This is a genomic window from Halopseudomonas salina (assembly GCF_008641105.1).
In genome coordinates, this window is the sequence record NZ_VTTI01000011.1 from 60,610 (window position 1) to 72,666 (window position 12,057).

The window sequence follows — 12,057 nt, forward strand, 5'->3', positions numbered from 1 at the left end:
GAGTTGTAATGTCCAGTGGCTAAGGTATCGTGTCGCGAGCCAATCAATAATTACAAAGGAACGCTTCCTATGCTGGGAAATCTGGGACTGCTGGCCGGCCTTGCGCTACTGATCTACATGGCCATGCGCGGAATCAATATCTTTATCGCGTCGCTGGTTTGCGCACTAGTGGTGGCAGTGACCAACGGTTTGCTGATACCCCGCACCTTGCTCGAATATTATCCTTCCGGTTCATTGGGTGCCTTCAGTTTTGCCGGGCGCTTCTTCCTGCTGTTTCTTTGCGGCGCAATCTTCGGTAAGGCCATGGCGACCAGCCAGGCGGCCAAGAGTATCTCCCTGGCCATTACCCGCAGTCTTGGCGTCAAGCATACATTGCTGGTAGGCATGATCGTCTGTGCACTTCTGACCTACGGTGGTGTTGTGGTGTTCGTCGTGGTATTCACCATGTACCCACTGGGTATTACATTGATGCGTGAAGCCAACCTGCCGAAACGTCTCTGGGCCGCTGCAACGTCCGTTGGCGCAGGCACTTTTACCATGACCGCATTGCCAGGCACTCCCTCCATTCACAACGTCATCTCCGCCAGTTCTCTGGGCACTGACCTCTTCGCTGGTGGCTGGATTGGCCTGTTTGCCGCGCTCATCATGGGCGGTCTGGGTATGTGGTACGTGGAGCGTGGCTGGCGCCTGGCCCGCGCCAATGGCGAGGGGTTTGTGGAAAATGCCCAGGATCGCCGGATGGAGCAGCTGGCCGGGGATCTGGACAACGTTCCTTCATGGAAGCTATCGCTGGTGCCGATGGTTGTCGTACTCGGCACCATCATGCTGCCGCGTCTGATTATTTCCCTGGGCGACTGGTCGCAAAGTGACAGTGCGCTGGCATCATTGCTGGTCTTCAGTCAGGCGCAGCCGATCATCTGGCCGAGCATGGCCCTGATTCTCGGATCGCTGACCTGCGTAGTGCTCTTTCCCTCCATGCGCCGCAAGATCGTCGAGGTATTTGGCCAGGGCGCAGAGGACTCGATCATGCCGCTGATCAACACGGCTGCGGTTATCGGCTTTGGTGGCGTGGTTACCCAGACAGCCGGCTTCAGCCAGTTCGCCCAGTGGATTCTCAACGCTGACCTGCCGCCGCTGTTGTCCGTATTTGCTTCGGCGAGCGTGGTCTCGGCCATTGTGGGTTCCTCCTCGGGCGGTCTGCAGATTTTCATGCAAACGCTGGCGCCGCAGTATCTGGAAATGGGCATCGAGCCGGAGATTCTTCACCGTATAGCAGCTATTGCATCGGGCGGTCTGGACTCGCTGCCCCATTGTGGCGCCGTTATTGCGACCTTCATGATTATGGGGTTGACCCACCGTGAGGCGTACAAGGATATGTTCATGGTCACAGTGGCGATACCAGTGATAGCCTGTCTGGCATCAATTGCACTGCTGATGGCACTCGGGGTGGGAGTGACTCCACCCGCGTAAGACACATTGCCCCCGGTGTGAATTTTTTTTCGCCGCCGGGGGTCAATAGGGTTTGCAGTAATTGCTACTGCCGGGGAGAACATTTATGGACCAGGAAATAACGATTCAGCACGATCTGGCCGACAAGCAGTTCTATGTAACCATCGATGGTAGCCGAGCCTACCTGGCCTACATGGATCTCGGCAGGAAAACGCTGGATATCTATCGTACCTTCGTGCCCAACGCCCTGCGCGGTAAAGGTCTGGCCGCCAAGCTCACCGAGCGTGCCCTGCAATTCGCCAGCGAGGAGGGTTACCAGGTGATTCCCTCATGCTCCTATGTGGAGCGCTATATGCAGCGCCAGGAAAAGTTGCGCTCCCGCTAGCAGTCTCGCTCGCGCCGGTGTCTTGAGTGGCGCGCTGGTGTTTTGATTGGGGAGTACCTCCACAGAGGCAGTAAGCCTTACCCCAATGCCCCGATTCAAAACCGGCGGCAGTTGCTACTGTGTAGTGATAGTTGATACAGGACGCAACCAGCATGAACATAGAAACCTATTCCGATCTAATTAGTGCTGCGGCAAAGCAGGCAGAGCCGCAACGGCTACTTTTCGTATTCGCCGCGGCCGAATTGCCTGAAGGTGCCACTGCAGAGCAGATTGAACAGTTCCAGCGCGGCGAAGGTGGGGTGCTGACGCCTGTGCTGTGTGTCGACAAGCTTCCCGACGAGGCAGAGGATTTCGAGGCGATAGTGGCAGAGTCCGACCGGACCGGCATGCACTGGGATGTGGCCTTTGTTTCGGCCATGAGCGGTCGCGGCGGTATGCCCTCCAACAGCGACGAGGCAGAGCAGCCCTTGAAGATGATGATGGAACAGATACAGGCCGGCATGATCTCCCAGTTTCTGGCCCTGAGCCGTAGTGGCGACATCATTCAGTTGTATTGAGGGCAGAGTATGAGCATTCCCATCAGGATAGGGATTCTGACCGTCAGTGACCGCGCCAGTGCCGGCATTTATGACGACATTTCCGGCAAAGCCATTATTGAGACTCTGAACGAGTATCTGATAAGTACCTGGGATCCCGTCTATCGCCTGGTTCCTGATGAACCGCGGCAAATCGAGCGAGCCCTGGAGCAACTGGTAGATGCTGAAGAGTGCTGCCTGGTCATTACTACCGGTGGCACAGGTCCTGCCGCGCGTGATGTTACGCCAGAAGCCACCGAAGTTGTCTGCGACCGCATGATGCCCGGGTTTGGCGAGCTGATGCGCGCCGAGTCTCTCAAGTATGTGCCCACGGCAATTTTATCCAGACAGACAGCAGGATTGCGCGGCAGCAGCCTGATAATCAACCTGCCGGGCAAGCCACGGGCCATTCGCCAGTGTCTGGATGCCGTTTTCCCGGCGGTACCTTACTGCATAGACTTGATGGAAGGGCCCTACCTTGAATGCAATGAATCAGTAATCAAGGTCTTTCGTCCGGCGTAGTTGCCAGCTATCAGCATGGCTGCAAGCTCCTGAGCGAGCAGCCATGGGGTCTGGCACTGGCAGATTAGCGGGCGCTGCGCTGACGGGTCGGCAAAATATCCTTCAGTTTTGCATGCATGCTACGCACGCTCGCCACTGTGGTATCCCAATCGATGCAGGCGTCGGTAACAGAAACACCATACGCCAGATCTTTCAGATCCTTGGGTATGGACTGGTTACCCCAGCCAATGTGACTCTCTACCATCAGACCAATAATGGAGGTATTGCCTTCAATGATCTGATTGGCCACGTTATCCATTACCAGTGGTTGCAGACCGGGGTCCTTGTTGGAGTTGGCGTGACTGCAGTCAACCATGATGTTGGGTACGATTCCCGCCTTCTCCAGTTCTTTTTCGCAGAGCGAGACGCTCACCGAATCGTAGTTTGGCTTGCCGTTGCCGCCGCGCAGAACTACGTGCCCGTACTGGTTGCCCTTGGTAGTCACGATGGACACCTGGCCATCCTGATTGATGCCTAGGAAACGGTGCGGGCTGGAAACCGATTGCAGCGCATTGATGGCTACCGTAAGGCTGCCATCGGTGCCGTTCTTGAAGCCCACTGCCGATGAAAGACCCGAGGACATTTCGCGGTGCGTCTGGGACTCGGTGGTGCGCGCACCGATAGCCGACCAGGAAATCAGATCCTGCAGGTACTGTGGGGATATCGGATCCAGGGCTTCGGTTGCGGTGGGCAGGCCCATGGACGTGAGATCGCTCAACAGCTGACGACCGATATGCAAACCGTCTTCTATCTTGAACGAGTCGTCGAGGTAGGGATCGTTGATCAGGCCTTTCCAGCCGACAGTGGTACGCGGCTTTTCAAAATACACACGCATTACCAGGTACAGGGTGTCGCCGACTTCCTCTGCCAGTTGCTTGAGGCGAGCGGCATAGTCCTTGGCGGCTTCCAGATCGTGGATCGAGCAGGGGCCGATCACGATGAAAATGCGATGATCCTTGCCGTCAAGGATGTCGCGGATTACCTGGCGGCTGTGGGTTACGGTCGCCTCGGAGGCGGCTGCCATGGGAATCTTTGCCTTGAGCTGGGCAGGGGTGATCAGCACCTCATTGGAGGCAACGTTCAGGTCATCAATTGGTAGGTCGGCCATATTTCTTCCAGCAGTCGTGTAGGCTGCCGATCGGGCCGCCTTTATAAGTTGCTCGACAGCTTAATCAACCAGAGCTTATCAGGCTACCCCATGGCGCTATTTTAGGCCGATTGAGCAAAGCTATCGGCGGGGTCCGCTTGACCTGTCCGGGATCTGGCAGTGGTTGTGTGTCTTTGTCGCTCAGCTGACTGTCTTCCGGGTCGTGAGGCCTTTAATATGACTGACTGAAAATCACAAATCCAACAAGAGAGGTCGTCATGCAAAACGCACAACCACGCATCGGGGTTATCGGGACAGGAGCTATTGGTGGCTTCTATGGTTTGATGCTGGCCAGGGCGGGTCATGATGTCCATTTTCTCCTGCGCAGTGAGTATCAGGCTGTAAAGGAGCGCGGGATTACCGTGGACAGCATGGTCCATGGCAGCATGACCCTGAACCCTGTCCAGGCCTACCAGGACGTGGCTGACATGCCGCCCTGCGACTGGTTGCTGGTGGGTACAAAGGCAACCGGAAATGCGGATCTGGCTCCTATCATTGCGGCCGCTGCGGCTGATGGCGCCAAGGTCATTCTGTTTCAGAACGGTCTGAACAATGAAGAGCACCTGCGGCCATTGCTGCCCGAGCATATCCATCTGATAGGCGGGCTTTGTTATGTATGCCTGTTCCGCGAGGGCCCGGGTCTCGTCAAGCATCAGGCCAACGGTCTGATCGATCTGGGCTATCACTCGGGCTTGGCGAACAAGGAGGAGGCCGCTGCCATCATCACGCAGGCGGCGCAGATGTTCAGGGATTCGGGTATTGAAGCACGCGAGATGGCCAATATTGACCTCGCGCGCTGGCTGAAACTGGTCTGGAACGCTTCATTCAATGGTGTTTCGGTGCTGCTGGATGCGGGGACCGACGCGCTGTTGAAGAACCCCGCCAGTCGTCAGCTGATAGGCGATCTGATGGAAGAGGTGGTAGGCGCGGCCGAAGCCTGTGGACACGCAGTGCCAGAAGATTATGCAGCCAAGTTGCTCAAGGCGACCAGGCATATGCCCGATTACTATCCGAGTATGTATCACGACTGGTTGCACAAGCGTCCGATGGAGCTGGACAGTCTCTACGGTGAAGCCTTGCGCCTCGGTGCAGAGGCGGGTTTCAGCATGCCCAGAACCGGGGCCTTGTTGAACATGCTGCAGTTCGTGCAGGATAACTACACACAAACCGAATAGGGGCAGGACATGCCGGTCAAACTGGGCGAAAAGCTGGTGATAGCCATTTCCTCACGGGCTCTGTTTGACCTCGATGATAGCCACCAGGTGTATGAACAGGAGGGGCTTGAAGCCTACCGGCAATACCAGATCGAACGCGAAGACATTCCTCTGGAACAGGGGGAAGCCTTCGTACTGGTACAAAAGCTTCTGCATATCAATAACCTGCTTGAGGGTGAGAGCCGTGTGGAAGTGGTTCTGCTGTCTCGCAATAGCGCTGACACCGGGCTGCGAGTGTTCAACTCGATCCAGCATTACGGGCTGAGCATCACCCGAGCCGCCTTTGCCGGAGGGCGTAGTCCCTTTGCCTATATCCCGGCTTTCGGCAGTCAGCTGTTCCTGTCCACCCACGCCGAGGATGTGCGCAGCACTCTGGAAGCGGGGTTTGCGGCGGCTACCATTCTGCCCTCCAAGCACCGTCGTGAGGAGCGCGACGAGCTGCGCATCGCCTTTGACGGGGATGCGGTGTTGTTTTCGGATGAGTCGGAGCAGATCTTTCAGCGGGACGGTTTGGAGGCCTTCCAGGCAAGCGAACAGGCGGCCGCACGGCAGGCACTGGGAGGTGGGCCGTTCAAGGGGTTTCTTGCGGCGCTCAGCCGTATTCAGAGCGAGTTTACCAACAGCGACTGCCCGATTCGCACGGCGCTGTTCACTGCCCGCAGTGCGCCGGCTCACGAGCGCGTGATACGGACTCTACGTGAATGGGATGTGCGGTTGGACGAGTCATTGTTTCTGGGTGGCCTGGACAAATCCGAGTTCCTGCGGGCATTCGGAGCAGACCTGTTTTTCGACGACCAGGAGGGCCATTGCCTGAGTGCCGTGGGCGTGGTGCCAACGGGGCATGTGCCCCACGGCGTCAGTAATAGAACGCCGAAGGCGAGTGCCTAGTTCCTGCTGTCATTTTTTTGCAAACCATGCCGCCTTTTTCATATCGAATGGTCTAAGCTCAGGGAATAACACGCTACTATTGTTATATAGAGCAGGCGTTATCCAGAGCAGGTGGATCCGATAGGGGAAGGCAACAATGAAGCTGCAGCAACTTCGCTACATATGGGAAGTAGCCCATCACGACCTCAACGTATCCGCCACAGCGCAAAGTCTCTATACCTCACAGCCGGGCATCAGCAAGCAGATCAGGCTTCTGGAGGACGAGCTGGGAGTAGAGGTGTTCTCCCGTAGCGGTAAACACCTGACGCGCATCACCCCGGCCGGCGAACGCATAATCCAGACAGCGGGCGAAATTCTGCGCAAGGTCGACAGCATCAAACAGATTGCCCAGGAGTTCAGCAACGAGCGACGTGGTAATCTGACCATTGCCACTACCCATACCCAGGCGCGCTATGCGTTGCCCCCCATCATCAGCCGTTTCATCAAGAGCTATCCGGACGTCTCCCTGCACATGCATCAGGGCACGCCGATCCAGATTTGCGAGATGACGGTAAACGGCACAGCTGACTTTGCCATCGCCACCGAGGCGCTGGAATTGTTCTCGGACATGGTGATGATGCCGTGCTACCGCTGGAACCGCTGCGTCATAGTGCCCAAGGGTCACCCGCTCACCAAGGTTGGCCCGCTGACGCTAGAAGCGCTGGCCGAGTTTCCCCTGGTGACCTATGTGTTCGGCTTTACCGGGCGCTCCAAACTGGACGAGGCGTTCAGCAACCGTGGCTTGAGTCCGAAGGTGGTCTTCACCGCAGCTGACGCGGACGTACTCAAGACCTATGTGCGTCTCGGACTGGGCGTGGGAATCGTCGCGAAAATGGCGGTGGACCCGCAGGTGGATGATGACCTGGTCATGCTCGACGCCAGCCATTTATTTGAAGCCAGCGTAACCAAGATCGGCTTCCGCCGCGGTACTTTCCTGCGCGGCTTCATGTACGCCTTCGTCGAGGCTTTTGCCCCGCATCTCACCCGTGAATGCGTGGATCAGGCGCTGCTATGTCACAGCAAGCAGGAGCTGGACGATCTGTTTGCGGATGTGGAGCTGCCCGAGCACTAGAGCTACAAGCTACAAGCTACAAGCTACAAGCGAAAAGCGAAAAGCGAAAAGCGAAAAGCGAAAAGCAGCTCGGGGGTTTTGCGATCTCGCGGTTAACTTGAAGGCCTGCTAGCGGCCATCCAGTATCAAGAATCCTCGGGCAGCTTGCCGCTTGAAGCTTGCCGCTATGTTTTAGCTATCAGATTCCCCCCATGCAACCCACATTCCTTCTGGGTGGCTTCTTCCCACCACCAGCGGCCTTCGCGTTCGTGCTGGTTGGGTAGTACCGGGCGGGTGCAGGGTTCGCAGCCAATGCTGACAAAGCCCCGTTCATGCAGGCTGTTGTAGGGAATTTCCAACATGCGAATGTAGTTCCACACGTCTTCGCTGGTGTAATTGGCCAAGGGGTTGAACTTGATAAGAGAGCGTTCAGGCGTGCTGAATGCGCTATCGACCTCGATCACCGGCACATTGGTGCGCGTGGGGCTCTGGTCCTTGCGCTGGCCGGTGATCCAGGCATCGACGCCAGACAGCTTACGGCGCAGTGGTGCAATCTTGCGAATACCGCAGCACTCGCCATGGCCGTTTTCGTAAAAATCGAACAGACCTTTTTCCGCCACATAGGCTTCCAGTGCCTGGTGATCCGGGGAAAGCACCTCGATACGGATGTCGTAGTGTTTACGTACCTGTTCCAGAAAACGGTAAGTCTCCGGGTGCAGGCGCCCGGTATCCAGCGTGAACACGCGAATATCCGGATTGATCTTCCAGGCCATATCCAGCACTACAATGTCATCTGCGCCGCTGAAGGACAGCCAGAGATCATCGAAATGCTCTAGCGCCAACTGGAGTATCTGCTGGGGTGACTTGCCTGCATATTCTGCAGCAAATTGTTCAACATTGAAGTGTTCTTGGGACATCGTGCTCTCCGGGGCAGGGCGCCAGTCTTTGCCGGCGGCCGTTGTGGCGGGAAGTCTAACAAAGCAGTCTTAGTCCATCCTCTTTTATTTAGTTATAGTTTTATGCCTTATAGCTATGAAAACAGGGGCTTCTGCTTGCTCACCATTGCGTGCCGGTGGGACAAAAGGTAGATTGTGGCGCCAACTTGACTGCTCATTTTCTTCTTGCCGACACGGAGTAACCTGTGGAAATTGCCTGCCTAGACCTTGAAGGTGTACTGGTTCCGGAAATCTGGATTGCCTTTGCTGAAAAAACCGGTATTGCCGAGCTGCGTGCAACCACCCGGGATATCCCCGATTACGATGTGTTGATGAAGCAACGCCTGCGTATTCTGGATGAGCATGGCCTCAAACTGGGCGACATTCAGGAAGTGATCGGAACTCTGAAGCCACTGGACGGTGCGCCGGAGTTTGTGGACTGGCTGCGTGAGCGTTTCCAGGTGGTGATTCTGTCTGACACCTTCTACGAATTTTCTCAGCCCTTGATGCGCCAGCTGGGTTTCCCAACATTGCTGTGTCACCGCCTTATTACCGACGAGAATGACCGTGTTGTGGACTACCAGTTGCGCCAGAAGGACCCCAAGCGTCAGTCCGTGCTCGCGTTCAAGAGCCTCTATTATCGGGTAATTGCTGCGGGTGATTCCTATAACGACACCACCATGCTCTCTGAAGCCCACGCTGGCATCCTCTTCCACGCGCCAGATAACGTCATCGCCGAGTTCCCGCAGTTCCCTGCGGTGCATACCTTCGAAGAACTTAAGAAAGAGTTCATCAAGGCGTCGAATCGGCCTCTGAGTCTCTGAACGGCTGGTTTGCTCTGGTTTAACCCGAAAGTCAAAATGGATTCCCGCCTTCGCGGGAATGACTGGGAGGAGGCGGGAATGACAGGGAGGAGGCGGGAATGACAGGGAGGAGGCGGGAATGACGGGGAGGAGGCTGGAGGGACGAAGTAAGGGTCAGGAGCTACAGTGGAAGCGACTGAGCGACTGAGCGACTGAGTATTTCAGGCAACCAGCTCGATGCGGTCCGCCGGCCGCCGTCATCCTCGCGAACGCGGGGATCCATTGTCTGGTTCGGATGCGCTGAGAAATCGCGTTCCAGGCTCGATGTTATTTGAGAGTCCGAATGGATTCCCGCCTTCGCGGGAATGACCGGATGTGAGCTGCGGGAGTTACGGGTGGTTAGGGCGCGCAGATCTGGTTTTTGACTTTGGACAGCAGACCCCCGCATCACTCCGTTGCCGGTTGAGCGCACAGCCTGGCGGGGTGGAGAAAGTGTCTGAAACAGGGACGTTTCTGACAAGCCTCCATGGATGGATTTACGGCGTCTTTCGTAATTCCGCCAGGCTGGGAGCTCGCAGACTCTGAATTTTTGGCATGCATGCCCAAATGTCCAAGCCAATTTTCGCTAAGCGGGGCTGAGATAGCCGCTCTATTCCAACGCCTCCATCAACACCCTGACCTTGGTCAGGGTTTCCTGGTATTCGGCTTCGCCCTCAGAATCGTCGACAATTCCTCCGCCGCCCCAGCAATAGAGGGTGTCGTCCTGGTGTACAAGGCTGCGGATGGCGATGTTCAGGTCCATCTGGCCTTCGCATCCGATATAGCCGATGCTGCCGCAGTAAAGGCTGCGTCTGACCGGCTCCAGCTCCTCTATAATCTGCATGGCACGGATCTTGGGCGCTCCAGTGATCGAGCCGCCGGGGAAGGATGCGGCAACCAGATCAAAGGCATCGTGCTTCGCTTCCAGTTGGCCGGTGACGCTGCTGACCAGATGATGGACGTTCGGATAGGTTTCCAGTTTGAACAATTCCGGTACCCGCACGCTGCCCAGCGCGCAGGAGCGGCTCAGGTCATTGCGTAGCAAATCGACAATCATCAGATTCTCGGCACGGTCCTTCAGGCATGCCTGCAGTTCCCGAGCGAGTTCCGCATCCTCTTCTGCGTTGGCGCCTCTGGCTCGCGTGCCCTTGATTGGCCGGGTTTCCACTGCGCCGTTGCGGGCGCTCAGAAAGCGCTCTGGTGACAGGCACAGAAGGTTGTGGTCAGCACTTTCAATGTAAGCGGCGAAGGGCACCGGGCACGCAGCACGCAGTTGTCGATAGGCCTGCAGGGCGTCGCCACTGCAACGGGCACTAAAGCGCTGAGCCAGGTTGATCTGGTAGCAGTCGCCGGAATGGATGTAATCCTTGATGCGTCTGAATGAGCGTTGGTAGGCATCGCTACTTTGCTCAGGCTGGAAAGGGGCCCGGAGTTTAAACGGGCCGGGTTCCTCTGGTTCGCTGTCGAGCAGATACTGAACTCGCTTACGCTCGGCATAAGTGATGTCGGGGTGACAGACCAGCCAGCAACGTCGGGTCGAGTGGTCACTTATCACACTCCAGGCATAGATCCCCATTTCCAGCAATGGCAGGCTGATATCGGCGGTTGACCCGGTGGGCAATACTTCAAGCAGCCGACCGAAGTCGTAGCTTATAAACCCCAGCGCGCCGGCTCCGAAGGGCAGGGAAATATCGTCCGGCCAGGCTGCTGGCGGAAGCTCTGAGAGTGCCCCGCGCAAACGGGAAAGAACTGACTTTCCTGACTCCCCGGGCGAGGGGGAGATGATCCGCCGGGGGCCGGCGGCGAGAATACTGAACCGTGCGAAGCGCTCTATCCCGGCCGCCGAATCCAGTAGCACGGGTTGACCCAACACCCGAACCGCATTCAACCGGGGTATTGGGTCGCCCTGGTACGGCAATTCCGTCAGCAGATAGCAACCCTGTTCCTGAGCTGTCATGCCGGAGCGCCAGTCCCCTTGTCGGAAAGATCCGCAATAGAGGCGGGTGGGCCAAAATGCCGCTGCGCATAGGCCACTCGATCGGCAACCGTTTCAGTGCGGCCAGTTTTCTTCAGCGCAGCCAGATGCCTCTCGACCATGTGGCAGCGGTGGGTAAGCCCTGCATCGTTGGCGATCTGGATATTCAGGCCGGGTCGCGCATTGAGCTCGAGGATCAGCGGGCCTTTCTCTTCATCCAGGACCAGGTCAACACCAATGTAGCCCAGCCCGGACAGCTCGTAACAGGAGGCGGCCAGATTCATGAATCCGTCCCAGTCAGGTAGCTGCACACCATTCACTGGATTGGTGGTATCCGGATGCTTGCTGATCTTGTTGTTAAGCCAGGTGCCCTTTAGAGTCAGGCCGGTAGCCAGATCCACGCCGACGCCGATGGCCCCCTGGTGCAGGTTGGCCTTGCCGCCCGACTGCCGAGTAGGCAGGCGCAGCATGCCCATCACCGGATAGCCCATCAACAGGATAATGCGAATGTCCGGCACGCCTTCGTAGCTGATGCCTTTGAACAGCGGATCTGGCGTGACGCGGTACTCGATCAGTACGCGATCGCGGTGCCCCCCCAGGGAATACAAGCCAGACAGGATGCTGGAAATGTGGTGCCCGATATCGTCGCGGCTGATGATCTTGCCGGAAACGGTCTTGTACATGCCCTCGAAGCGGTCGGCGATAACGATGATGCCATCACCGCCAGCCCCCTGGGCCGGCTTGATGACAAAATCCCGCCGGTCCTTGACGATCTCGTCAAACCGGTCAATATCCTTCTCGGTTTCGATAACGCCATACATCTCAGGCACGTTGATGCCCACAGCGATGGCCCGCTCCTTGGTCAGAATCTTGTCGTCCACTACCGGATACAAATGGCGCTTGTTGTACTTGAGCACGTAGTCAGCATTGCGCCGGTTGATGCCCATCACGCCATTGGCCTGCAACGTTTTCCAGGTTTTCCAGAAGAACATGGTT

The 12,057-nt window shown here is 57.0% G+C and carries 12 protein-coding genes; 8 read left to right on the forward strand and 4 right to left on the reverse strand.

The genetic code is table 11. The annotated features are described in order from the left end of the window. Positions 1–69 precede the first annotated feature (69 nt). The 4 genes from FZF01_RS15825 to mog all read left to right on the forward strand — a co-directional run bounded on the left by FZF01_RS15825 (position 70) and on the right by mog (position 2,931). A complete protein-coding gene (locus tag FZF01_RS15825) occupies positions 70–1,470 on the forward strand; it encodes a GntP family permease (protein WP_150279048.1) in 1,401 nt (466 codons plus the stop codon). Positions 1,471–1,555: 85 nt separating this feature from the next. Next, entirely contained in the window at positions 1,556–1,834 is a 279-nt protein-coding gene (locus tag FZF01_RS15830) for a GNAT family N-acetyltransferase (RefSeq protein ID WP_150279049.1), read from the forward strand. 152 nt (positions 1,835–1,986) lie between these two features. After that, entirely contained in the window at positions 1,987–2,391 is a 405-nt protein-coding gene (locus FZF01_RS15835) for a ribonucleotide reductase subunit alpha (RefSeq protein WP_150279050.1), read from the forward strand. Positions 2,392–2,400: 9 nt separating this feature from the next. Beyond that, positions 2,401–2,931: a molybdopterin adenylyltransferase gene (gene mog / locus FZF01_RS15840; RefSeq protein ID WP_150279051.1), complete on the forward strand. Its 531-nt coding sequence runs from the start codon at positions 2,401–2,403 to the stop codon at positions 2,929–2,931. Between the two features lie 64 nt (positions 2,932–2,995). On the opposite strand, the gene FZF01_RS15845 is transcribed toward mog, so the two are convergent. Then, positions 2,996–4,078: a 3-deoxy-7-phosphoheptulonate synthase gene (locus FZF01_RS15845; protein ID WP_150279052.1), complete on the reverse strand. Its 1,083-nt coding sequence runs from the start codon at positions 4,076–4,078 to the stop codon at positions 2,996–2,998. Positions 4,079–4,335: 257 nt separating this feature from the next. Between FZF01_RS15845 and FZF01_RS15850 the strand changes: the two genes are divergently transcribed. From FZF01_RS15850 to cysB, 3 genes are all read left to right on the forward strand, one after another. Beyond that, complete coding sequence (locus FZF01_RS15850) at positions 4,336–5,292, forward strand: putative 2-dehydropantoate 2-reductase (protein ID WP_150279053.1); 957 nt, start codon at positions 4,336–4,338, stop codon at positions 5,290–5,292. 9 nt (positions 5,293–5,301) lie between these two features. Continuing rightward, positions 5,302–6,219 (forward strand): 5'-nucleotidase, encoded by a 918-nt coding sequence (locus FZF01_RS15855; protein ID WP_150279054.1) that lies wholly within the window; start codon positions 5,302–5,304, stop codon positions 6,217–6,219. A 136-nt stretch (positions 6,220–6,355) separates the two neighbouring features. Then, positions 6,356–7,330 carry an HTH-type transcriptional regulator CysB gene (gene cysB / locus FZF01_RS15860; protein ID WP_150279055.1) on the forward strand — a complete coding sequence of 325 codons (975 nt, stop codon included), beginning with the start codon at positions 6,356–6,358 and terminating at the stop codon, positions 7,328–7,330. Between the two features lie 164 nt (positions 7,331–7,494). Here the strand turns inward: cysB and FZF01_RS15865 are convergent, their stop codons facing one another. Beyond that, positions 7,495–8,226, reverse strand: coding sequence for a phosphoadenylyl-sulfate reductase (locus FZF01_RS15865; RefSeq protein WP_150279056.1), 732 nt, complete (start codon positions 8,224–8,226; stop codon positions 7,495–7,497). 224 nt (positions 8,227–8,450) lie between these two features. On the opposite strand from FZF01_RS15865, the gene thrH reads away from it, so the two are divergent. Next, complete coding sequence (gene thrH, locus FZF01_RS15870; RefSeq protein ID WP_150279057.1) at positions 8,451–9,068, forward strand: bifunctional phosphoserine phosphatase/homoserine phosphotransferase ThrH; 618 nt, start codon at positions 8,451–8,453, stop codon at positions 9,066–9,068. Positions 9,069–9,696: 628 nt separating this feature from the next. On the opposite strand, the gene pabB is transcribed toward thrH, so the two are convergent. Next, positions 9,697–11,043 carry an aminodeoxychorismate synthase component I gene (gene pabB, locus FZF01_RS15875; RefSeq protein WP_150279058.1) on the reverse strand — a complete coding sequence of 449 codons (1,347 nt, stop codon included), beginning with the start codon at positions 11,041–11,043 and terminating at the stop codon, positions 9,697–9,699. Then, complete coding sequence (locus FZF01_RS15880; RefSeq protein ID WP_150279059.1) at positions 11,040–12,053, reverse strand: alpha-L-glutamate ligase-like protein; 1,014 nt, start codon at positions 12,051–12,053, stop codon at positions 11,040–11,042. Before FZF01_RS15880 ends, pabB begins: the two co-directional genes overlap by 4 nt. Positions 12,054–12,057 lie beyond the last annotated feature (4 nt).

Bases quoted from the DNA above. Each gene is read 5' to 3' on its own strand.
- FZF01_RS15850 (WP_150279053.1), top strand. From the start codon at position 4,336: ATGCAAAACGCACAACCACGCATCGGGGTTATCGGGACAGGAGCTATT.
- FZF01_RS15865 (WP_150279056.1), bottom strand. From the start codon at position 8,226: ATGTCCCAAGAACACTTCAATGTTGAACAATTTGCTGCAGAATATGCA.
- FZF01_RS15845 (WP_150279052.1), bottom strand. From the start codon at position 4,078: ATGGCCGACCTACCAATTGATGACCTGAACGTTGCCTCCAATGAGGTG.
- pabB (WP_150279058.1), bottom strand. From the start codon at position 11,043: ATGACAGCTCAGGAACAGGGTTGCTATCTGCTGACGGAATTGCCGTAC.
- FZF01_RS15830 (WP_150279049.1), top strand. From the start codon at position 1,556: ATGGACCAGGAAATAACGATTCAGCACGATCTGGCCGACAAGCAGTTC.
- mog (WP_150279051.1), top strand. From the start codon at position 2,401: ATGAGCATTCCCATCAGGATAGGGATTCTGACCGTCAGTGACCGCGCC.
- FZF01_RS15825 (WP_150279048.1), top strand. From the start codon at position 70: ATGCTGGGAAATCTGGGACTGCTGGCCGGCCTTGCGCTACTGATCTAC.
- FZF01_RS15855 (WP_150279054.1), top strand. From the start codon at position 5,302: ATGCCGGTCAAACTGGGCGAAAAGCTGGTGATAGCCATTTCCTCACGG.
- FZF01_RS15835 (WP_150279050.1), top strand. From the start codon at position 1,987: ATGAACATAGAAACCTATTCCGATCTAATTAGTGCTGCGGCAAAGCAG.
- cysB (WP_150279055.1), top strand. From the start codon at position 6,356: ATGAAGCTGCAGCAACTTCGCTACATATGGGAAGTAGCCCATCACGAC.
- FZF01_RS15880 (WP_150279059.1), bottom strand. From the start codon at position 12,053: ATGTTCTTCTGGAAAACCTGGAAAACGTTGCAGGCCAATGGCGTGATG.